This is a genomic window from Desulfosporosinus sp. SYSU MS00001, assembly GCF_049943955.1.
Lineage (GTDB): Bacteria > Bacillota > Desulfitobacteriia > Desulfitobacteriales > Desulfitobacteriaceae > Desulfosporosinus.
This window is the reverse complement of the sequence record NZ_JBNFTW010000005.1, coordinates 237,327-258,548: the sequence shown is the minus strand read 5'-3', so window position 1 is coordinate 258,548 and position 21,222 is coordinate 237,327. Positions and strand designations below refer to the sequence as shown.

Annotated in this window: 21 protein-coding genes; 14 read left to right on the top strand and 7 right to left on the bottom strand. The window is 41.5% G+C overall.

Features of this window, described 5'->3' with window-relative positions:
- The first annotated feature begins 198 nt into the window (after nucleotides 1-198).
- The 7 genes from ald to ACPUYX_RS11460 all read left to right on the top strand — a co-directional run bounded on the left by ald (nucleotide 199) and on the right by ACPUYX_RS11460 (nucleotide 8,307).
- The gene (gene ald / locus ACPUYX_RS11490) at nucleotides 199-1,347 is read left to right on the top strand and encodes an alanine dehydrogenase (protein WP_426379800.1); all 1,149 of its coding nucleotides are present in this window, start codon (nucleotides 199-201) and stop codon (nucleotides 1,345-1,347) included.
- A 412-nt stretch (nucleotides 1,348-1,759) separates the two neighbouring features.
- Complete coding sequence (locus ACPUYX_RS11485) at nucleotides 1,760-2,638, top strand: DUF5301 domain-containing protein (RefSeq protein ID WP_426379799.1); 879 nt, start codon at nucleotides 1,760-1,762, stop codon at nucleotides 2,636-2,638.
- Nucleotides 2,639-2,799: 161 nt separating this feature from the next.
- Nucleotides 2,800-3,975 (top strand): TIGR04053 family radical SAM/SPASM domain-containing protein, encoded by a 1,176-nt coding sequence (locus ACPUYX_RS11480; RefSeq protein ID WP_426379798.1) that lies wholly within the window; start codon nucleotides 2,800-2,802, stop codon nucleotides 3,973-3,975.
- Between the two features lie 403 nt (nucleotides 3,976-4,378).
- Nucleotides 4,379-5,602 carry an efflux RND transporter periplasmic adaptor subunit gene (locus ACPUYX_RS11475; RefSeq protein ID WP_426379797.1) on the top strand — a complete coding sequence of 408 codons (1,224 nt, stop codon included), beginning with the start codon at nucleotides 4,379-4,381 and terminating at the stop codon, nucleotides 5,600-5,602.
- 15 nt (nucleotides 5,603-5,617) lie between these two features.
- Nucleotides 5,618-6,361, top strand: coding sequence for an ABC transporter ATP-binding protein (locus tag ACPUYX_RS11470; protein WP_426379796.1), 744 nt, complete (start codon nucleotides 5,618-5,620; stop codon nucleotides 6,359-6,361).
- Nucleotides 6,361-7,581: an ABC transporter permease gene (locus ACPUYX_RS11465; protein ID WP_426379795.1), complete on the top strand. Its 1,221-nt coding sequence runs from the start codon at nucleotides 6,361-6,363 to the stop codon at nucleotides 7,579-7,581. Before ACPUYX_RS11470 ends, ACPUYX_RS11465 begins: the two co-directional genes overlap by 1 nt.
- Before the next feature lie 327 nt (nucleotides 7,582-7,908).
- Entirely contained in the window at nucleotides 7,909-8,307 is a 399-nt protein-coding gene (locus ACPUYX_RS11460; RefSeq protein ID WP_426379794.1) for an iron chaperone, read from the top strand.
- A gap of 170 nt (nucleotides 8,308-8,477) precedes the next feature.
- Here the strand turns inward: ACPUYX_RS11460 and ACPUYX_RS11455 are convergent, their stop codons facing one another.
- The 4 genes from ACPUYX_RS11455 to ACPUYX_RS11440 all read right to left on the bottom strand — a co-directional run bounded on the left by ACPUYX_RS11455 (nucleotide 8,478) and on the right by ACPUYX_RS11440 (nucleotide 11,521).
- Entirely contained in the window at nucleotides 8,478-9,653 is a 1,176-nt protein-coding gene (locus ACPUYX_RS11455) for an MFS transporter (protein ID WP_426379793.1), read from the bottom strand.
- A gap of 78 nt (nucleotides 9,654-9,731) precedes the next feature.
- Complete coding sequence (locus ACPUYX_RS11450; protein ID WP_426379792.1) at nucleotides 9,732-10,703, bottom strand: permease; 972 nt, start codon at nucleotides 10,701-10,703, stop codon at nucleotides 9,732-9,734.
- Between the two features lie 259 nt (nucleotides 10,704-10,962).
- The gene (locus tag ACPUYX_RS11445; protein WP_426379791.1) at nucleotides 10,963-11,202 is read right to left on the bottom strand and encodes a thioredoxin family protein; all 240 of its coding nucleotides are present in this window, start codon (nucleotides 11,200-11,202) and stop codon (nucleotides 10,963-10,965) included.
- Nucleotides 11,203-11,215: 13 nt separating this feature from the next.
- Nucleotides 11,216-11,521 carry an ArsR/SmtB family transcription factor gene (locus ACPUYX_RS11440; protein ID WP_426379790.1) on the bottom strand — a complete coding sequence of 102 codons (306 nt, stop codon included), beginning with the start codon at nucleotides 11,519-11,521 and terminating at the stop codon, nucleotides 11,216-11,218.
- Between the two features lie 230 nt (nucleotides 11,522-11,751).
- Between ACPUYX_RS11440 and ACPUYX_RS11435 the strand changes: the two genes are divergently transcribed.
- Both ACPUYX_RS11435 and arsB read left to right on the top strand, forming a co-directional pair.
- Nucleotides 11,752-12,090, top strand: coding sequence for an ArsR/SmtB family transcription factor (locus tag ACPUYX_RS11435; RefSeq protein ID WP_426379789.1), 339 nt, complete (start codon nucleotides 11,752-11,754; stop codon nucleotides 12,088-12,090).
- 12 nt (nucleotides 12,091-12,102) lie between these two features.
- Nucleotides 12,103-13,164, top strand: a complete 1,062-nt coding sequence (gene arsB / locus ACPUYX_RS11430; protein ID WP_426379788.1) for an ACR3 family arsenite efflux transporter — start codon at nucleotides 12,103-12,105, stop codon at nucleotides 13,162-13,164.
- 160 nt (nucleotides 13,165-13,324) lie between these two features.
- Here the strand turns inward: arsB and ACPUYX_RS11425 are convergent, their stop codons facing one another.
- Nucleotides 13,325-13,630, bottom strand: coding sequence for a zinc-ribbon domain containing protein (locus tag ACPUYX_RS11425; RefSeq protein WP_083996447.1), 306 nt, complete (start codon nucleotides 13,628-13,630; stop codon nucleotides 13,325-13,327).
- Between the two features lie 414 nt (nucleotides 13,631-14,044).
- Nucleotides 14,045-14,461, bottom strand: a complete 417-nt coding sequence (locus tag ACPUYX_RS11420; protein WP_426379787.1) for a VOC family protein — start codon at nucleotides 14,459-14,461, stop codon at nucleotides 14,045-14,047.
- A 576-nt stretch (nucleotides 14,462-15,037) separates the two neighbouring features.
- Here ACPUYX_RS11420 and ACPUYX_RS11415 point away from each other — a divergent pair.
- Nucleotides 15,038-15,460: a DMT family transporter gene (locus ACPUYX_RS11415; protein WP_426379786.1), complete on the top strand. Its 423-nt coding sequence runs from the start codon at nucleotides 15,038-15,040 to the stop codon at nucleotides 15,458-15,460.
- 654 nt (nucleotides 15,461-16,114) lie between these two features.
- Entirely contained in the window at nucleotides 16,115-16,555 is a 441-nt protein-coding gene (locus ACPUYX_RS11410; RefSeq protein ID WP_426379785.1) for a hypothetical protein, read from the top strand.
- Nucleotides 16,556-16,750: 195 nt separating this feature from the next.
- Here ACPUYX_RS11410 and ACPUYX_RS11405 read toward each other — a convergent pair whose 3' ends face one another.
- Complete coding sequence (locus ACPUYX_RS11405; RefSeq protein ID WP_426379784.1) at nucleotides 16,751-17,971, bottom strand: MFS transporter; 1,221 nt, start codon at nucleotides 17,969-17,971, stop codon at nucleotides 16,751-16,753.
- A gap of 131 nt (nucleotides 17,972-18,102) precedes the next feature.
- Between ACPUYX_RS11405 and ACPUYX_RS11400 the strand changes: the two genes are divergently transcribed.
- The 3 genes from ACPUYX_RS11400 to ACPUYX_RS11390 all read left to right on the top strand — a co-directional run bounded on the left by ACPUYX_RS11400 (nucleotide 18,103) and on the right by ACPUYX_RS11390 (nucleotide 20,828).
- Nucleotides 18,103-19,005, top strand: coding sequence for a LysR family transcriptional regulator (locus ACPUYX_RS11400; RefSeq protein ID WP_426379783.1), 903 nt, complete (start codon nucleotides 18,103-18,105; stop codon nucleotides 19,003-19,005).
- Between the two features lie 645 nt (nucleotides 19,006-19,650).
- Entirely contained in the window at nucleotides 19,651-20,208 is a 558-nt protein-coding gene (locus ACPUYX_RS11395; protein ID WP_426379782.1) for a TetR/AcrR family transcriptional regulator, read from the top strand.
- A gap of 188 nt (nucleotides 20,209-20,396) precedes the next feature.
- The gene (locus ACPUYX_RS11390; RefSeq protein WP_426379781.1) at nucleotides 20,397-20,828 is read left to right on the top strand and encodes a C-GCAxxG-C-C family protein; all 432 of its coding nucleotides are present in this window, start codon (nucleotides 20,397-20,399) and stop codon (nucleotides 20,826-20,828) included.
- Nucleotides 20,829-21,222: the final 394 nt, after the last annotated feature.

Here is a 21,222-nt window from a genome sequence, read left to right as displayed (position 1 = left end):
TTGGAAACTTTTCGTAACAGTGGAAGTATCTTTGGAAACAGAAGTTTACAGAACAAACAGACAATTACGGTTAATTCAGACAGAATAGGCGTTGGTGAATTGGTACGCTTCTTGCATTAATGAATCAACAGGAGATAACGATGGATTTAGAGAACCGTACACAGTATATGATGCAAGAAATAATAAGGGGGATTCATCATGATTATTGGTGTTGTAAAGGAAATTAAAGACAGCGAAAACCGTGTCGGGCTGACACCAGCAGGTGCAGAAGATTTGTGCAGAGCAGGGCATACAGTATTAGTTGAGCAAAGTGCCGGTTTGGGTAGTGGTTTTTCAGATGAAAGTTATATTAAAACTGGTGCAACCATCATCGCCGACAAGAAAAATTTATTTGACCGTTCGGAAATGATTATTAAAGTGAAAGAACCCTTAGCTGCGGAATATGATTTATTTCACGAAGGGCAAATCTTATTTACGTACTTGCATTTAGCACCTGAGGTTGAGCTCACTAAGGCAATGCTGGAGAAAAAAGTCACTGGTATTGCTTATGAAACTATTGTAGGACGAAATAATACCTTGCCCCTCTTATCTCCTATGAGCGAAGTTGCGGGCCGTATGGCAGTGCAAATTGGCGCACAAATGCTCGAAAAACCAAGGAGTGGTAAGGGTATCCTCTTAGGCGGCGTCCCTGGCGTAGAATCAGCCCAAGTTGTCATTATTGGTGGTGGTATTGTAGGTACCAATGCAGCGAAAATGGCTATTGGGATGGGTGCCCGGGTTACGATTATTGATAACTCAGGCGACCGTCTTGCTTATTTGGATGATATTTTTGGCGGTAGAGTCACGACGGTCATGTCCAACAGTTATAATATCGGAAAGTGGGTAGCAAAAGCTGATCTTTTGGTTGGGGCAGTGCTGATTCCTGGTGCTAAAGCTCCCAAGATTGTGAGCGAAGAGATGGTTAAATCCATGGAAGCGGGTTCGGTGATTGTTGATGTAGCCATTGATCAAGGCGGTTCTATTGCGACCATTGACCGGGTCACAACTCATAGCGATCCTACATATATGAAGTATGGCGTAGTGCATTATTCAGTTGCCAATATGCCTGGCGCAGTGTCGCGTACTTCCACCTTTGCTTTAACGAATGCCACACTCCCATATGCTTTGAAAATCGCCAATAAAGGCTGGCAACAAGCTCTTAAGGATGATACTGGCTTAGCGCGTGGGCTTAATGTTTATAATGGACAGGTAACTTTTAAGGCTGTAGCTGATGATCAAAATCTGCCCTATACACCAGTAGAAGTAATCCTGGCTCAGAACCCAGAAAAATCGCCTGCAGCAAGATAATTAGTGATAAGAACACTATGGGCTTGAGTCACGCTGGTTAGTCCCTTGCTCCTTACTTGTCCGAGAATCGTATGCGCGTAAGATTCTCGGACAAGTCGTTAATCCACTTTTACCCTAAGCATATTCGTAAGATCCTTAACGAACTTCCCGTGTTCGTTAACAATGCCTATTTTGGAGCAGTTATTAACAAAGCTTTGCTGGAGATCTATCGAGAGGTATCCGAAAGGCGAAGTGAGATACTTAAGGAAATCAGCTCTGAAGTGATTAATCTGTAGAATTTCCTTCTGCAGCTGCGAGTATTTACTCAATTCTATATCAATTTTGTAGTGAAGCCTTAAAAGATCAGACGGTATGTTGACTATATCGTGGCTTGCAGGCAAGATTATGGTTATCGGTGAAATGAGGGGAAATCATGAAAAAACGAGAAAAGCGAATCGTTGGCGGGAATCCTCTGGATTTTCAAAGGCCCGGTGCGTGGGTACTATTCATTTCAGCTTTGGCAGTAATTCTCTTGTCTGTATGCCTGCTGACGAATCCTGAGGTGTATCCTGAGTCTGCGCCGAAACTAGAGCTCCCCGATGCAACCTCTGTGCTTTCCATGAAGATGGAACAGATCAGGGAGGGTACGAGCGCTGGTCGCACGACGGTAACGGACAGCGAGGACATCAAAACCGTTCTATCCGCCCTCTCTGGGGCCCAAAAAACTCCGACGCAATCTGTAAACGATTATCCTGGACTGGAGAATTACCTTGTTGTCAGGTTGGTTCTGGAAAAGGAGGAGAAGACACTCTGTCTGTATACTCATGGGAACGAGTATTACGTTGAGGAGCCTTATATTGGGATATACAAGTACATGAGCGACAAGGAAACAAATGCAGGAATTTATAAAATTTATAACGACAGACTCTCAGGGGTAACTTCTTCACTGGAGCCACTGAGGAAATTTTTAGGCCATGCTGATGTTAATAGGGACGGCTTGAAGGAATCTTTTTATCTTGATCAATCACAACGAGACAATGGATTCGTCACGCTTCACATTGATGACAGCAGTGGCAACGATATCTGGAGCGAGCAGGCCGGCACTTCTCATGCGGGCTGGACGTCACTTTTCCTCTGTGAACAAGGCGAAGAAGATTATCTTCTGCGATATCTCCCAGGCATGTGGCAGGGTTATTGTACCTATACCAGATATTCGTGGCTGGATGCAACGCCGGAGCTTTATGCAGACGGTGATGACCTTAAGACACGCTTGGTCAAATACAGCGAGTATGCAGTTTTAAATCATAGATGAAAAATAATTGAGCTATCCCTGGTCCCGGTCCGAGACTTCATCAAGTCAGGATACAACTGTAAATTCTATTGGACAATAGCGGTAAGTCCATTAATGGACTTTCGCCGGATTTTTGTGTAAAATCTTTAATTGGAAAACTAAAATGGATTGAGTGATTTGAGATGGAAAATAAAATGAAAATGAACGGATATCCTCACGGTAAAGGTGGTCATCCAGGTGGGCACCCAGGAATGAACGTTGACTACGATAAGAACCCGTTCATCGTAATCTGGGAAACTACTCGTGCCTGTGGGCTTAAGTGCCAACATTGTCGTGCAGATGCGCAACCTGATCCGCATCCAGATGAGTTAACGCACGAGCAAGGTATCGCTCTAATCGATGAAATCTACGAAATGGACAACCCGATGCTGGTTTTTACTGGTGGGGACTGCATGCTTCGAAAAGACCTTTTTGAATTAGCAGACTACGCTATTAAAAAAGGAATGCGTGTTTCGATGAGCCCAAGTGCTACTGTTGAAGTAACAAAAGAGCGCATGGACATGGCAAAAAAAGTTGGGATTTCTCGTTGGAGTTTCTCAATTGACGGTGCAGATGCTAAGACGCACGATGCTTTCCGCGGAATCGATGGAACTTTTGATTTAACAATCGAGAAAGTTAAGTATTTAAATGAAATTGGTATTTCTCACCAAATCAATACTTGCATTAACAAAGCAAACTTACACCAACTTGAGCAAATGGCTGAATTGATGAAAGAGTTGAAGACTTCGGTTTGGTACATTTTAATGATGATTCCAACTGGACGTGCTTCAATAGATGATTGCATATCAGCTGCTGAGCACGAAGAAGTCTTCAAGTGGCTATACCAGTTAAGTAAAGTTGCGCCTTATGATATTAAAACAACTGCTGGTCAGCACTATCGTCGTGTTGTATTCCAACAACGTGCTAAGGAAAACGGTACTACAGGTGAGGAAATCACGTTCGAAGGTACTAAGACGCGTGACATGGCTCAGTTCATTGACGGTCTAGCAAGAGCACCAAAAGCAGTTAACGATGGAAATGGTTTCATCTTCGTATCACACACTGGTGATGTTACACCAAGTGGATTTTTGCCATTAGTAGTTGGTAACATTAAGGAAAATAGACTGCGCGACATCTACCGCGAAAGTCCTATTTTAAAAGACTTGCGTTCGCCAGATAAGTACGAAGGTAAATGTGGTATTTGTGAGTTCAACAAAGTTTGTGGTGGATCAAGAGCACGGGCCTACGGCGCAACTGGAAACTATATGGCATCAGAGCCATTTTGCGTGTATATTCCAGAGAAGATGAGAAAGAAATAGAATTACACTGTGAACGCCTGCGATTTTCGTGGGCGTTTTTTTGTGCTATCCCTACAATACTTTTTGCTGCTAATTCAACAGATTCCAATAGGGTTCAAGAGGATAACTTATAATTGCCTATAAAAATAATAAACATTAAACTTGCTTTTTTAAAATAAATATATGGAATTTTACATTTAATTTTTAAACTCTTATTTAATAAAGCAATAACTTGCATATATTTTCCACATTTAAAAATTGGCTTATAATATCTATGGTTTAAAGCAACAAAATTAATATAAATTAGTATTTTAATTAATTTACTGCAGATATTCAGCAAACTTTCAGGTTGTACTCATTTTATTTTAAGATTTATCCTCCATAATGACAAAGTAATAAATAACTTACTTTTGGAGGTAATTTTGTGAAAAATATACAGAGCGAAAAAGGAAGGTTGCAAGGTATGAAAAAAGGACGAATTAAATGGGTTATCTCCGGTGTCCTAATTGTAGCTGTAGCATTGGTTGGTGGAAATATACTCTACAACACCAAGAATGCTAAAGCAGCCACACCAAGTTATATTACCGGGACAGTGCGAATGGGTACTGTTGAAAAATCAGTGACTGCTTCTGGAGCAATTCAACCGCTCAATGAATACGATTTGTCTTCAAGCAGCGGAGGAAAAACTACCGAAATTGACGTCAAAGTCGGTGACTCGGTGAAGGCCGGCCAACAATTAGCCAAACTTGATCCCAGTCAGGCTCAAGCTCAGCTCGATACAGCGCAGGCAAATCTTATCCAAGCCCAAGCAAAAGTGGATCAAGCTGGATCTAACAGCTCCAATCTTGAGTCTGCTCAGCTTCAACTTTCTGCAGCGCAAATCGCTTATAATACTGCGGAGACTGCTCTTGCCGATACAACCATCAAAGCACCAGCCGCTGGAATTATTACCGCTATCAATGGACAGGTTAACTCAGCCTCATCAAGTGGAACTTCCTCAAGTAACCAGTCTTCCTCAAGTAATACAGGGAGCCAAGGGAGTAGTTCTTTGATCACGATGATGGGTAGCTCTGATACAATGCAAGTGGTTGTCCCTGTCAACCAAGTGGATATTGCTAAAGTCAGTGTAGGACAGTCAGCAAATATAGCCTTGGATGCTTATCAAGGTCAGACGTTTTCCGGAAAAGTAACTAAAGTGAGTCCGACGGGTACATCGCAAAGCGGAGTAACAACCTTCGATGTAACCCTTAATGTTACTAATAAAAACAGCGAAATGAAATCTGGAATGACTGCTAATGTAACCATAATTATTGCTCAAAAACAAAACGTCCTCACAATCCCAAGCTCAGCTGTCCATACAAATGGATCAACAGAAACTGTATCTGTGCTGAACTCTGGTTCCACGACACCGGTGACTCAAACAATTGAAACAGGGTTGGACGATGGTAAAAATGTTGAAATCGTAAAAGGGCTCCAAACCGGAGATAAAGTTGTCGTAGGAATCCGCAGCTCGCAAACAAATTCTTCAACTTCAAAGTCAAGCAATTCTTTAAATAAAGCATTAAGCGGAAGTACGGGTAATTTCGGAGGCGGCCGAGGCGGCAATGCAGGTGGAACTAGCGGTTCCTTTAGCAGAACTCAAGGTTAGGAAGAAGGTGATTGGATGATAATACTCAGAGAAATTACCAAAACTTATAAGACGGGAGATATTGAACTTAGAGCACTTTCTGGAATTAATTTGACAGTGGAAGACGGAGAATTTGTAGCCATCATGGGGCCTTCCGGTTCCGGTAAATCGACGATGATGAACATTCTCGGTTGTTTAGATACCGCCACATCAGGAGAGTTTTGGTTAGATGATTTGAATATCAACCATGCCCGTGAGGATGAGCTAGCTGACATCCGCAATCGCAAGATAGGCTTTGTCTTTCAGAGCTTTAACCTTTTATCCCGAACGACGGCGTTAGAAAATGTTGAATTGCCCATGCTTTATCACGGAATAGGTGCCCGGGAAAGGCAGATTCGAGCGACAAATGCTCTGAATGCAGTTGGACTCTCCGCTCGGCTTCATCATAAACCCAATGAATTATCCGGAGGGCAACAGCAGAGGGTTGCTATTGCCCGTTCTCTAGTTAATAATCCAGTCATAATCATGGCGGATGAACCGACTGGAAACCTCGACAGTAAATCAAGCATAGAGGTTATGAATATCTTTCAGCAATTGAACGCCATGGGAATTACCATAGTCCTTGTAACTCATGAACCGGATATTGCTCAATACAGTAAACGTATTATCCACTTTAAAGATGGAATCATTGCCCAGGATGAAACCGTTAAAAATAGAAGTTTCGCTGAAGGTGAGCCTCTAAAACTTGACTTGAATTGGCGAACGGAGGTGGCCAGCTAATGAATTTCCTGGAAAATATCCGAGTTGCTCTGCGCGGCCTAAGATCAAATAAACTTCGTTCTATTCTAACGATGTTGGGAATCATTATCGGAGTGGGTGCGGTGATCATTATGGTTTCCATCGGTCAAGGTGCCAAGGCATCGGTTGCCGATCAGATCCAGGGATTGGGGTCGAATTTACTCATTGTAACTCCAGGTCAATCCAATACAGGTGGCGTCAAAGGTGGTATGGGAAGTTTAAATAATATGACCATAGATGATGTTGATGCCATTAAAAGCGGTGCTGATGCCGTCGCAAATGTTGCCCCCACGACCAGTAAACAGGAACAGGTCGTTTACGGGAGCGAGAACACGAGCACAACAGTCGTGGGAGCAAGCCCTTCCTATGCAGATGTCCGCAATCAGCAAGCAAGTATAGGACGATTTTTCACCGATCAAGAAAACCAAGAAAATGCTCAAGTAGCCGTGATCGGTACAACCGTCGTACAAGATTTAACGGGTAATCCCAATACCAATATGGTTGGAGAAACAATTAATATTAATCAAGTACCATTTGAAGTCATCGGAATCTTACAAAGCAAGGGCTCTAGCGGTGCAAGCAACAACGATGACCAAATCGTAGTGCCGATTTCCTCGGCTGAAACCCGGCTCATAGGATCAAATAGTATTCGGACAATCTATGTCGAAGCAAAAAACTCTGATTTGATGAATATAGCAAGCGCTGAGATTACTCAAATTTTACGTCAGCAGCATGGTTTGAGTTTCAACGCAACCAATGACTTTACGGTAACGAGTCAAACGGATATTTTGTCCACTGCAGAAGGTGTATCTCAATCCTTGACTCTCTTACTCAGTGGGGTTGCGGCCATTTCCCTCTTAGTTGGCGGAATTGGAATCATGAACATTATGTTGGTTTCAGTAACAGAGCGAACACGTGAAATAGGAATTCGTAAAGCAATAGGTGCCAAACGAAAAACGATTATGCTTCAGTTCTTGATAGAAGCGGTGATTATAAGTATGCTCGGAGGCGTTCTGGGAATTGGGTTTGGAGCCGGAGGCTCATCCTTGCTCAATAAATTTGCGGGAATGACCACTCAAATCTCAACTTCACCGATCATCATGGCATTTGCCTTTTCATTTGCCATTGGGATAATTTTTGGAGTATTCCCAGCTCAAAAGGCTGCGAAACTACACCCCATTGATGCTCTGCATTTTGAGTAGTTTGGAAGTAAAAATTGAATAAATATTGATATAAGAGATCGAGAATAATAATCCCCCTGTACGTTGATGAACAGAAAAGGACATCTAATAACGTGCAGGGGATTATTTATTAGTTAAGTAATCTCTCTCTCCATTACTACCGCATATGAATTAGGTTTTGCCTTTCTTGGTCTATTCCCTGCAATTGAAGTATTATGTCTGCCTAAAAATATTGGTTATGCCACGCTCAGTTGGAAACAGTGAATAAGTTCTTATATAGTGTAGATGATGAGGCAGAAAAGCAGCTAATGTTTTTAATACCAAAGTTAAGCACTGCCAAGCAGGAGAATGAAAGAAAGAAGGAAGGAAAATATGAGACCTAAGTCAATTGATGAATATATTTTGCAATTTCCTCCTGATATTCAGAAAACACTTGAGCTGTTGAGAAAAGTTATAAAAGAGACAGCACCAAATGCAAAAGAAAAGATAAGCTACCAAATGCCAGCCTTTGATTTGCACGGGATTTTAGTGTATTTTGCTGTTTGCAAAAATCACATAGGCTTTTATCCAACTTCAAGCGGGATTGAGGCATTTAAACGGGAATTAATGGAATATAAAAGTTCTAAAGGAGCAGTCCAATTTCCAATAAAAAAGCCGATACCTTATAGCTTAATAAGTAAAATAGTTGAATTTAGAGTTGCTGAGAACATGAGGAAGGCAGTTGACAAACTGAATAAAAAGAGATGAGATCGCATCATTTAAAGATTCTTAAACACGCTGGAATTTTACGCGACACAAAGGAAGGGAAATGGATCTATTATTCTCTCAACACGGACGTCTTTATTATAGTATTTCCAGGGGATGAAGAGACTTTGTTGGCAAATTATGCCCATACGTGTTACTAGTTTGAGTTGTCTTTAAACTTCATTAATTCCAACGACACGTCCACGAATCAGGATATAACTTAAGAAAAGCGTAGCGACTAAAGCAGCTCCGTAAATGATGAACAATTGTAGTAATCCATAGGTTGCAATGAGTCTGCTTCCAATCGCAGTGCCCACACCACCACCACCCATAAAACAGAAGGCAACTAGGGACATAGCTGCTCCTCGGGCTTTTTGGGCAAACTCTGTAGCTCTAGTAAGAAGCGTTGAATGTGTAAAAATAAAACCAAGTCCCAACATGGCAATTCCTAAAATCAATAGGATTAAGTTCGCCCCCAGATAATAGATGATCATGTCAGCCAGAGAAGCACATAACAGGCCTAAAGTTAATACTGTTCTAGCTCCCACTTTTGCTGAGAGCTTGCCGCTCAAACGTCCACCTATAACCGTCATGATCCCAAAACCGGTCATGATAAGACCGATATAAAAGAAATTATAGTGGTAAGTTTGCGCAATAAATGAGCCGATATAGGAAAAGCTGCCCACAATGAAAATGCCTTCCAGCAAAACTAAAATATAGGTCAGAAGACTCTTGGAAGTCGCTAGGAGTTTTTTGTAGGGTGCCAGTATTTTACTGTCAGGATGTTTTTCCGAGGGCAGACTTTTATAGTTCGCTAGAAGTAAGATCGTTGGAATCAAAGAAAAAACAGAATAGGCGGCGAAAACCCCTCGCCAATTTAGGAAAAATGCGATGGTTCCGCCAATAACCATACTCAAGCCTTGACCTAGAAACGAAATGCCCATAAAACTGCCAATGGCCCCCTGGCGTTCTTGAAGAGGAAAAACATCGCCAATGAGCGCTAGAGAAATTGGCATTACGGATGCAGCAAAAATTCCTGTTAAGGCCCTAAAAACAGCTAGACTAGTCAAGGCGCTGCCGAAGGCACAAAGCCCCGTCACAACAGTGAAAGCAATCATAGAAAAGGTAATTATTTGTTTCTTACCATATCGATCGGCTAAAGGTCCAAAAATAACCTGAAAGATGCCAAAAGGTATCATGTAAGCACTGATTAATAAGCCAGCCTTTGCTATATCAATGTTCAGGTTTTGGGATATGGCAGGCAATATAGGAGAGACAACCCAGTTGTCAGCCATAACAATGAATCCTGCCAGACCGAGCAACGCAATAAGATTTTTTTTCACGTCCATACACCTCGTTTCACTAAGCTTAGGGGGGAGAGAATAAACTTAGTCTCAAAACAACGGATGAGTTTAGGAGTAAATGGCTTATGAAATGATGAAGTTAAACATATAACCCGTAAAAATAATTCCGCAGCCAACGATTGTTACAAAAATCACAAGTAGCTTTGGCTTTAAAACCTTACGCAGTAAGATCATTTCTGGAATGCTCAAGGCAGTGACCGCCATCATGAAAGAGAGCGCTGTGCCCATAGCAACACCTGCTCTAGTCAACTCACTGACCAGAGGAATAACTCCCGCAGCATTCGAATATAACGGGATGCCGAAGAGAACTGCGACCAACACAGCAAATGGATTGCTTTTCCCAGCGTATTTGGCGAGTGCATCTTTAGGAATCCAACCGTGCATAAATCCCCCAATCGCAATACCTATCACGACATAGATCCATATTTTCTTAATGAGATCTAAGGTGAAAACCCAGGCATCACGAAGTCTTTCATTTAACGTTGGAATAGGTATTTCGAGCCCCTCATCATTAAGCTCAATTTCATAGACATAGCCCTCGACGTACTTTTCTAACCCAAGCTTGCCTAAGATCAGACCACTGATAATGGCGATGATTTCTCCAGAAGCAATATAAATGAGGGCGATTTTTAGACCGAAAAGACTGTATAAGAGTCCAAGGGCTACTTCATTAACCATTGGGGCAGCTACTAAATACGAGAATGTTACCCCTAAGGGAATACCGGCTTCAACAAAGCCTATAAACAAGGGTACCGCTGAACAAGAACAAAATGGAGTGACGATTCCCAGCAGCGCTGCGAGGATGTGAGCTAGAAAGGTATGTCCTTTTTTATTGGCAAGAATTTTCCGGGTTTTTTCTGGTGGGAAGAAACTGCGAATAAAGGTAATTGCGTAAATGATTAGGAAGAGCAGAATAAAGATTTTGATAGTGTCGTAGATAAAAAAGTTGAGCGCACTTCCAAGTTTTGAATCTTTGGCAAGATTAAAGACGGAGTAAATCAGCCAATCAGCTAAGTTTTGAGTCCAAGTAAACATATAATCACTTCCTGTATTCCTATTTAATCTGGTTTGTGCTTAGAAAGAGAGGATGTTAATGGCTATAACCGGATCAGAAGAGACTAGTCTGCTAGAAGTTCACCTCCTTAATAAGTAATTAAGTAAATTCTAATATTATTATAATTGAGGAGTTTTTCTTTTTCAAGAGAGGCTAGGCAAAAGAACAAAAAAAACCGTCATCCTCAGATGGCGGTTATAAAGATAAGTATATGGTTAATGATGGGCAAGGAACCTTTGCTTAATCTTGTGCTTGAATTAACTTCTTAATTTCTGTGGTAGACAATACTTTTCCATAGGACTTTACCTTTTCGTTAATCACAAATCCAGGGGTTCTCATGACGCCATACTTCATGACCTCTTTAATATCCTCAACTTTTGTTATTGAGGCATCGATTCCCATCTCTGCAATAGCCGCTCTGGCATTAGCCTCTAATTTCTTACAGTTGGCACAACCGCTGCCCAGAATTTTGATCTCCATTTCCAGTTCCTCCTTAAGTAATAGATTCCTGTATGCTCTTAATATGGGCAATAGCAAATTCATCGGTAAGTTCGATAATTGCTTTTACTTTCTCGTTGCTAATACGGTAATGAACATTGAGACCAACTCTCTCGCTTACGAGTACACCGGCCTCTTTGAGGATCTTTAAGTGCTGTGATAAGTTGGATTGGCTGAATTCTACATCTTCAGTAAGTTTGCAGACACATTTCGGTTCATCGAGCAAAAATTTAACAATCTTATAACGAATAGGATGGCCTAGCGCCTTTAAAACTTTTGCACTTAATTCAATTTGGTTCATGATGTTCATCCTTTATTGGTGATTGTTGTATGTAATTAATTATATTATAAAATACTAATATTATCAATTCGCATTCTAGGGCAATATTTGAAGTGCTTTCTCATAGGAGACCATATCTATATCTATAAATAAAGCAGGTTAAACGGTACTTTTTATTAAAAGCACATGGTATAATATATTTATATTCGCATATGCGCATATACAAATATAAATTTTGCGTAGGTGATTGAATGCATAAACTACTCAATACATTAAAGTCGTTATCTGACGAAACTCGACTACGAATAATCAATTTATTATATGAAAAGGAGCTTTGTGTATGTGATCTTATGGAAACACTGCAGGTTACTCAAACAAAAGTGTCTAGACACCTTTCTTACTTAAAGAATGCCGGACTAGTTTCGGACAGAAAACATGCTCAATGGGTCTATTATTCGATTGTACATGATGATGAAAATCAGTTTTTGGACACTTTAGTATTTAATAACTTAAGAAATAAAGATCTATTTAAGGATGACTTGAAAAATCTTTATGAATGGCTTCAAAGAAAAAATATTGCATGTGATTAGGGAGGTGTCATAATGAACAATGAAAAGTCTGTCAGGCTATCTTTCTTAGACCGATTTTTAACCCTTTGGATTTTTTTAGCCATGATAGTAGGAGTAGGAGCGGGGTATTTGTTCCCCAGTATTGCTGACTTGCTCGATAAACTGTCGATTGGCACAACTTCCATTCCAATTGCTATAGGTCTTATTATTATGATGTATCCACCGCTGGCTAAAGTTAATTACCGTAAACTTGGTGAGGTGTTTAAAAACACTAAAGTGTTAGGATTATCGCTCTTACAAAATTGGATTATCGGCCCAATTTTAATGTTTCTTTTAGCTATTACCTTTTTGCGTGATAAACCAGAATATATGGTCGGCCTAATTTTAATCGGGTTAGCACGCTGTATCGCTATGGTTATCGTTTGGAACAGCCTTGCGAAAGGTGACTCAGACTATGCCGCAGCCTTGGTAGCCTTTAATTCAGTGTTTCAAATGATTTTTTACTCAATTTTTGCTTATGTTTTTATTACCGTTTTGCCAGGAATATTCGGGCTGCAGGGTATGGCGATTCATGTGTCAATTAAGGATGTCGCGGCCAGCGTGGCTATTTACCTGGGAATTCCTTTTTTTGCAGGTATGCTTACTCGTTTATTATTAGAACCAGCTAAGGGCAAAGAATGGTACGAAAAAACCTTTGTTCCCAAAATTAGCCCCCTGGCCCTGATTGCTTTACTATACACCATTATCATAATGTTTTCCTATAAGGGAAGCTACATCGTGAAATTGCCCATGGATGTTGTGCGTATTGCAATTCCGCTCGTCATTTACTTTATAATCATGTTTACGTTATCCTTCTTCATTAGCAAGAAGCTAGGAGTAAATTATGCCCAAACGACCAGTCTTTCATTTACTGCTGCAAGTAACAACTTTGAGTTGGCCATCGCCGTCGCTGTTGCCGTTTTTACGATAAAATCCGGCCAGGCCTTTGCTGCCGTAATTGGTCCGTTGATTGAGGTCCCTGTAATGATTGGACTCGTTAATGTAGCATTAAAATGGGGTAAAAAATATTTTAATAAAGACGGGCAACCGATTTAGTAACAGTCTAGGGCCACACCAGTTTTTGAAGCAATGCGTCTTGATCTTCACTCTATCAAACGGGAACAACGAATCCTCTATAGGTCCTGAGGTTGCCAACGTTTGCCAACAAATAAAAAAACTTCCCGAGCTTTAAGCAAGGGAAGACTTTTTGAACAATTTACCAATTGTTGCGTCGCTGTGATTGGAAGCAGTCACGGCAATAGACTGGTTTGTCACCGGATGGTTGAAAAGGAACCATAGTCTCTTTTCCACACTCAGCGCAAACTGCTGGGAACATTTCTCGTTGCTGGCGACCGTATCCGCCACCATTTCCACGAGTTTGTTGCTTTCGCGCTGCACGACAGGATGGGCAACGACCAGGTTCATTAGTGAATCCTTTTTCAGCATAGAATTCTTGTTCATTGGCTGAAAAAACGAATTCTTGACCACAATCTCTGCAAACAAGGGTTTTGTCGTTAAACATAAAAAAAACCTCCTAAATTTTCTGCCCGCAGGAGTGGGATGTAATCTTCCCATAGCTTTAGGCAATTAAGAAGGTTTTGAATATCCACATTTTCTAACGAGCACCTCATATTATAGCAGAATAGAGGCTAACCCACAATCAATTATTCGAAAATATTTGAAACATCTCCGATACCCAATTCACTCATGTACCTCGCAATCCCCAACCCCAAATACCTATAAGCCCCAGCCACCCGTCAAGCTACCGAACTCCTTCAATCCCGCAGGATGGATGTACTTGCCTAGCGGATAGCTGAACTGGGAGGTTGGAGGGTGGGGGGATGGATGGGAGTTTACAAACGGAGTCTGCTTTCGAAGGATGAGCAGTGGTTGTTGGGGTGAGAGTGTTATTAAGTGATATCTTTAAATCGTATTTCTATTCGCTTTCATAGTTGAATTGCCACCCAATTCCATATTTATCAGTTACAAAACCGTACAGTTTGCTCCAAAATGTTTCTTGAAGCTCCATTCCAACTGTCCCGTTTTCTTTTAATTTATTAAACATTAACTTAATCTTATCTATATCCTTACTTCCTATTATAAGGCTTATATTATTTCCGGTAACTAAAGGCATTCCAGGAGGGACATCTGAAAACATAACAGGTGTTCCTTCTATTGTAAGAGAAGCATGCATTACTAGATTTCTAGTTTCTTCAGATAGAGGAAACCCTGGATCTGGAGGTGTATCTCCAAATAACATTATTTGAGGCTTTTCTGTACCAAATGTTTCAGCATAAAACTCTATTGCCTGACGACAGTTTCCGTTGAAGTTAACATATGCTTGTACAGCCATTACTTTCACTCCTTGGTTGTCTGAATTCTGTGGGAACTAACTCTAATTTCTATTAAGTTTCCCAAATAACCTTGTTCAATTCAAAAAGTCCGAGGAAAGCTGGAGGGATGCGTTGGATGAGAGTTAACACACAGGGGAGTGCTTTGAACTTAGGCTGTAAATTGGTTGATAGCAATCGTTAGGAGGTTTCTTGTTTGCAATATCTTTGTAGTGGGTGTGGCGAAACTTTTAAGATTAATTTTCTCCAATATATTCTAGGGCTACATATCATGGGAGGTCCCAAACTATTAAAATGCCCAAACTGTGGTAAATGGTCTTTTTGCCCAAAAGCATAAAGACTTCTTACAAACAACCGCTAGAAAGAACAAAGTTATCCAACCGGACTGTTCACTTATAGCCCTAACCTTCTTGAACAATATCGAAGATAACGGATTTAGTTTTTCAGTCATTATAGCAAGAGCCACTTCATAGTCATTTGCATTTGGCATTCCGTTCAAATCTCGCCAATGTCAATAAAGCCGTAAATAAAACTCTTGAAGCAGCTAGTTTAACTGGTAATAAAAAGGCCGGTGTCGTTTGGCGAGTGCCATGAAACGTTTCTCTCCGATAGTTGTTACCTTTTTTGCTTCTTTTTGGGGGGCATTGTTTTTAACTCCCGTTGGATTGTGGAATCTATCATCTGTTAACTGGCATATCAGTTGGTCTGGATGGTTACTTATACTTTATATGGGTGGAATCATTACAGGCTGTGCCAATTTATTATTCTTGTACGGTATTAGTTTAATTGGTAGTGGTAAAGCGGCAATTTTTAGCAATATGTCGCTGGTATTTGGTATATTGCTTAGTGGAGTAATTCTAGGAGAACGATCGGCTTGGTATGATTGTATTGGATTTATGCTGGTTTTGACTGGAATCGTATGTTCGATGCTGAAAAATAATTTAAGGCCATTGCGTAATATTAAAGTTCAGTTCGATCATCTAGTCAACTATGTGAAATAAAAAGTCAAAGTCGGCTTTGATGCTTGAAAATATTGGTAGGAGAACTGCCATTGGTATACATAGTTACAAATGACCAGATAGTCTGGCAACTGCTACTCAGCAGGGCACAATAACTGTGACTGATAATGCGGAGACAAGCCGGATACGACTATTTATAAAAATTTTTTACGGATCGTCTATGGTTTTCAGCTATATGATTATGCAAAGAACAAAGGAATATCGGATCCAATGTAAAAAGCCTAGGCATTTACCTAGGCAAAAACTATTAAGCTGCCGCACTGGCTACGATCAATCGTAATAATGCAACCAAAAATCCTAAGAATCCTAAGAATCCTAATAGCCCATAAATCCAAAAAATAGGCATTCCCGTTCACCTCCTCATTTAGAGTCCCCATAAGAATGAGAAGCTTCTTGATGTATAATATTCAGCATGTCCCTTTAGTGTTCATAGGGTTAATGTTAGTCCGCCCATCCCAGATTCGGGAAGGGTAATGTGTGTTGCGTCTTTGGTAAGGTCTTATTTGTACATAGAGAATTAAGAAAGGATGATAAGCAACGAACAATAACGAGCTAACCTTTAAAATTCGTAATATAATTTCAGAGCAAAGGTCAACGGGTAAAACTAGTATTCACGCTAAGTGTATTCAGGACAATATGATATTAAATATTAAAGTGCCGAATTTCCAACGTAAGAACAAGGATTATATTAGGAATGCTTTAATAGAGAAACTTGAACGGGTTATACGATTAAGAGAAACAAATAGAAATGGTTTTGGCATAGGAAGTATAATTAAATTACTCTTTAAAAATATCCAAGTGATGTTCAACGTTTTCATCGGGAATAGTATGAACATTGTAGCTGCCATTGATGGGACAAAGTTTTTTTGGAGCAATAAGAAAAGTTGTCCGGAATGTTTGAAAAATACTAAAGGCGATAAGACCCATTCCTTTCATAGGGGCGCTGTTATGTCAACTGTAGGTAATGGTCCCAAATCATTTAGACAAAAAGCTGTCTCGCTTGATGATGAACACCGAATAAATATAATAGCTGATCTCGGCGAATGGGGTCCGTGGTTAACGGCGGTGGATGGCTGAAAATTGATTACCTTGCTGTGGATAGGTGCGTTGGCAGGCGTACCTGTGTCGTCAGGGATAATCGAACCGGAAAGTTATTATCTACATCATTTTTCTAGTGTCACAATGCCATTAAGGTGCTCTATATGCAGTGTCCCTTTTTTATATCTATAGGCTCAGGTAATAGAGACAAAATTAAAAGCACTAGTAAGGTTATCAGAATTTGTGCACAAATCTCCCACGCAGCGGCAGTGTCAGCGGCAGGGCAGCCAGTACAACCAGCGTAATGATGATCATGGTCCATTTGACACCTGCAAGGTCGCTGATTAAGCCATAAACTGAGGGGACTAGTGCCCCAGAGCCCAGGACTGCCGTGTAAAAAACGGAGAAAGCCTGGGCGCACTGCTTTTCGGGGACAAGTTCGGGCACGCTCCCATAAAGTACGGAGGATGTTCCGTTTAAGGCAATCCCAAGAAGTGGGGCAAGGAGAAGAGCGCCTCCCAGAGAAAGCGTCATCATTCCGCCAATACAGAGCGCTGTCAGACTTTCTGTGATAATGACCGACCGCAGGATGCCTATTCGAGTGGCCAGGATCCCGCAGGCCAACTTGCCTGTCGCGCCTCCGGCAAAAATAAGGGAAAGGGCAAAACCGACCGTTGTCACGTCCGCCCCTTTTCCCCGCAAAAGAAAAGGGAAAAAAGTTAGGAAAGCGATCCGGGTTGCGCTGTCGATAACGCCAATGGCCGCAAGCGACCAAAACGCCTGATAGCCTTTCCAGCCTAAGATGAGTTTGGTACCACTGGGCTTATTTTCCTTGGACGGCAAGGCGGCCTTAGTCCAGCCGATCCCCGACGCCACAAATACAAGGATCAATAGAATAAAAAAGCCCCAGGCTGCCAGCAAACGGCTTGCGGTTTGCCATTGCAAACGGGAAATCAAAAACGCTGCTGCTGCGGGAAAAATCAGTTTGCCAATATCCCCTACAAAGTTTAAGGTGCTCAAAGCCCTCCGCCGTGCTTTGACTTCGGAATAGGTATCGGATATCAAGGAAGAGGACAAGGGATGCTGCACGCTGGAACCCATGCCAGCCAGGATAAGGAGCAACCCCAAAAGCCAGGGTCGGGTAACCCACCCGTAAAGCAGAACGGCAAAGCCGGTAACGGCGGTTCCCGCCAGCAAAAGTTTAATGCGGCCAAAACGCTCGGCTATGAGCATGGAAGGAATTTGCCAAACGGCCATGGAACCTGAAACAAGGGTTTTAAACAAGCCGATTTGGGCAAAGGACAGGGACCATTGGGCCTGCCAAACGGGAAAGAAAACATAAAGCATGTCGGTATAACCGTCATGGAGAAAATGGGCCAGGTTCCCGATTAATATTGCCCGCCGAGTTATGCCTTTCGCGTAAAGCTCCCGGTTAACGTTTTTGGTAAGTTGCAAATTTCCGCCCCCATTCTCACGACGAATTTTTACTGTACGACTTTATTCTAAATATCGAAGGACAGCTTGTAAAACAAATAATCTTGCCATATAATATCTAAAACTTCTATATTATGATGGAGAAATAAGCCATGTACCTTTTAGGAATCGAAGCCTTTTTGGCGATCGTACAAACCCACAGCTTAAATAGAGCGGCTGAATTGCTGCATTTAACCCAATCCACCGTCAGTTATAGGCTGAAAACCCTGGAGCGGGAGCTGGGAGCGCCTTTGGTGCAACGGAGCAAAGGCATTCCGACCATTACTCTCACGCCTTTCGGCGAAAATTTTATCCCGATAGCCGAACGCTGGCGAGCCCTGATCCGGGAAACGGAGATGCTCCGGGCCAACGGTCCCCAAATCAGCCTGGCCCTTGGCGGGTCTAACAGCCTCAACACCTATCTGCTGCCTCCCTTGTACCAGGCTTTAAGCCGGCACATGCCGCAGATCCGGCTTCGAATCCGTACGCAGCATTCCGAGGATCTTTATACAGCGCTGGAGCGCCGGGAGATAGATGCCGCTTTTGTCCGCAGGGAACTGACTGTACCGAATATTGCAGTGGAACCCTTTTTTGAGGACGATATGGTTCTGGTCAGGCCGCCCACCCCTGAAAACATCGCGGTAAAGCGTGTTACTCCCGGCAATCTAAAAGGGGGAGACGAACTTTATATCCACAACAGGGGGTGGGGCTTAGCTTATCAGACTTGGCATGACCGTTGGTGGGGACCGCCTTATTCAGCCCGCATTCAAATCGACGGCATGGGGCTGATCTTTGCCCTGTTACAGAATTCCAGCCAATGGGCTATTGCCCCCAGAAGTATTGCCGGCATGTTCGTCAGATCCGGCCATTGTATAATCCAAGAAATTTCCGACCCACCCCCGCCGATCGTCCATTATAAAATTACCCACAAATATGCCCCCTCGACCAGTCCTGGCTTAATAATTTTAGAACATTACTTAAAGGGCCTTTTCCCGGAGCGGCAGAGCCCCATCTGAAGCCCCGATGTTCAGATTTAGCTGAACGAGTTCACAGGATTTGCGCCTATGTTTGGATACGGTCATGGGGGGCTTTTTGGCGGCAATTTCTGGTTTCTCGATAACCTACCTTAAGCGCATAATTCTCTGGGCTTTGTTTTACATTTTTTAAATGTAGGAAAGAGAAAACCAGACTTTACCCTTCTGTAGAAAAACATACTTAGGATGCACAAATGAGATGGATTGAAGAACAACTTAATTACGGGTCAGGAAGTAATTTACCATAAAACGGTGAATTAGGTTTCTATGAACTTGTCAAAATATTGGTTATAGGCTGCAAGGAGGAGATAACCGAAGGCGCAAAGGATGAGTTCGAAACAGTGGGCTTCAATAGGTACAGGTGTACAGAGGATTGGCTCAACTATTAATACGATACTAAACTATTGTCATAACATTTTATAAAACTCATATCGCACGGATCTTCGCCAAAAGCTAAAAATACGATGTTGAAAAATTAACAGAAAGGGCGGAAATCCCCAATTAATAAGGGATTAGAGGTTTTGAATTATTGAAAATTTATAATAATAGCAGTAAACTGAATGTGTTCATAAATGAATGTGGAGGTAAACCGTTGTTAATATGAATACTCGACGTGAGCGAAAAAAAATGCAGGCAAAAAAATCAATATCAGAAAACGCCTTGAGACTCTTTCTGGCAAAAGGCTTTATGGATACCACGGTTGCGGAAATAATGGAAGAGGCTGACCTAGGGACCGGTACCTTTTATAACTACTTTGATTCAAAGGAAGATGTACTTAAATACTGTCTCGGAGAAAAAATAAATGAAGTCCGGCATATTGTTGAAGAGATACAAAAATCTCCCCTAGAGCCGCCTCAAAAATTGTCAGAAATCCTTTTAATCGCTGGTAAAAATTTTGAAGAGAACAGTCAGCTAATAAATCTGTTTATGCAGTTTCGTCGCCAGGCCTTGCGTACCCGACGGGAGTCCCCCCACGGCCCTGTTTTTAAAGAGATACTGGCTGACATTGTGTGTGAGGGGCAGGAAAAAGGCGTATTCCGTAAGGATATCGCCGTGGGAATAATTATCGAAATGTTCATGGGCCTGCTACAATCCACCATGCACAGCAACCTTGATATGCCATTTATGGATAACCTGAAACAAAAGCTTTATTTATTCCTGGAAGGTCTTGGAGTAAAACAATAACCATTATGATTAACTGGAAGTAATAAAGGAGTTTAAAAACGAACGTATTCAATTATGAATACGTTCGTTTTTATTGACAATCTGTGTATTGCAGGCTAAAATAAAGTGAACGAGTTCATATATGCATGGATTCATAAATATATCTCAGTAATAAACTAATATTTTTAAGATTGTGGGAGGAATGTAGTGTGAAGGTTTCCGATAAAGCGGTAGCTATGATGAAGAACGGCTTTTTATGTAGTCAGGCAGTTTTTTCCACACTAGGGGAACAGCTTGGAATGGACCGCAGCCAGGCCATTAAATTGGCCACCGGATTTGGGGCTGGGATTTCTGGTACAGGTGAAATTTGCGGCGCGTTAAGCGGGGGAATCATGGCTATGGGCTTAAAGTACGGCAACGACGAAAACACCGTCTTCGATATGGGGAATAGGACCTTTCCCTTAGCCCAGGAACTAATAGAAAAAATTAAGGTCAAACATGGCTGTTCCACGTGCAAGGGCCTAACTGGAATTGAGTTTACTCCAGAAGGATCTAAGTTATTTAAGGAACAGAATATAGCAGAGAAGATCTGCTTTAATGTTATAAGGGATGTTGTAGATATTGTTGAGGATCTCTGGTAAGAGGGTTATATTGCAATACTGTAGTAGCTTTTGCACCATCTAAAAGTTGTAACTACGAGAATAATAGTTCCCGTGCAAATGGAACCAGAATTGCTTCCATTTGCACGGCGAATAATTGACGCAATAACTACTATATAGTAGTATCCTGTATGGAAGGAGAGGTAGCTTTAGTAAATAACATAAAAGGTTGGCTTTTCAAATTAAGCAAATTAGTGGGAAATTTTGAAAGATACTTGCTGAAAAGTTATTAGAAAAGTGCCAAATAACATTGACAAAAGACTTAGAAGACACTGAGATGTTCAGTAGTTGATGGTATAGAGGGCCAAGTGAAAAGGGAAGAAATGGAGTGATCGAGAGATACACAAAGAGATATGCTTTAACAGGAACCATTGTT

Bases quoted from the DNA above. Each gene is read 5' to 3' on its own strand.
- ald (WP_426379800.1), top strand. From the start codon at position 199: ATGATTATTGGTGTTGTAAAGGAAATTAAAGACAGCGAAAACCGTGTC.
- ACPUYX_RS11480 (WP_426379798.1), top strand. From the start codon at position 2,800: ATGGAAAATAAAATGAAAATGAACGGATATCCTCACGGTAAAGGTGGT.
- arsB (WP_426379788.1), top strand. From the start codon at position 12,103: ATGAACAATGAAAAGTCTGTCAGGCTATCTTTCTTAGACCGATTTTTA.
- ACPUYX_RS11420 (WP_426379787.1), bottom strand. From the start codon at position 14,461: ATGGCTGTACAAGCATATGTTAACTTCAACGGAAACTGTCGTCAGGCA.
- ACPUYX_RS11470 (WP_426379796.1), top strand. From the start codon at position 5,618: ATGATAATACTCAGAGAAATTACCAAAACTTATAAGACGGGAGATATT.
- ACPUYX_RS11460 (WP_426379794.1), top strand. From the start codon at position 7,909: ATGAAAGAAAGAAGGAAGGAAAATATGAGACCTAAGTCAATTGATGAA.
- ACPUYX_RS11400 (WP_426379783.1), top strand. From the start codon at position 18,103: ATGTACCTTTTAGGAATCGAAGCCTTTTTGGCGATCGTACAAACCCAC.
- ACPUYX_RS11450 (WP_426379792.1), bottom strand. From the start codon at position 10,703: ATGTTTACTTGGACTCAAAACTTAGCTGATTGGCTGATTTACTCCGTC.
- ACPUYX_RS11465 (WP_426379795.1), top strand. From the start codon at position 6,361: ATGAATTTCCTGGAAAATATCCGAGTTGCTCTGCGCGGCCTAAGATCA.
- ACPUYX_RS11435 (WP_426379789.1), top strand. From the start codon at position 11,752: ATGCATAAACTACTCAATACATTAAAGTCGTTATCTGACGAAACTCGA.
- ACPUYX_RS11485 (WP_426379799.1), top strand. From the start codon at position 1,760: ATGAAAAAACGAGAAAAGCGAATCGTTGGCGGGAATCCTCTGGATTTT.
- ACPUYX_RS11455 (WP_426379793.1), bottom strand. From the start codon at position 9,653: ATGGACGTGAAAAAAAATCTTATTGCGTTGCTCGGTCTGGCAGGATTC.
- ACPUYX_RS11395 (WP_426379782.1), top strand. From the start codon at position 19,651: ATGCAGGCAAAAAAATCAATATCAGAAAACGCCTTGAGACTCTTTCTG.
- ACPUYX_RS11425 (WP_083996447.1), bottom strand. From the start codon at position 13,630: ATGTTTAACGACAAAACCCTTGTTTGCAGAGATTGTGGTCAAGAATTC.
- ACPUYX_RS11445 (WP_426379791.1), bottom strand. From the start codon at position 11,202: ATGGAGATCAAAATTCTGGGCAGCGGTTGTGCCAACTGTAAGAAATTA.
- ACPUYX_RS11440 (WP_426379790.1), bottom strand. From the start codon at position 11,521: ATGAACCAAATTGAATTAAGTGCAAAAGTTTTAAAGGCGCTAGGCCAT.
- ACPUYX_RS11410 (WP_426379785.1), top strand. From the start codon at position 16,115: ATGATATTAAATATTAAAGTGCCGAATTTCCAACGTAAGAACAAGGAT.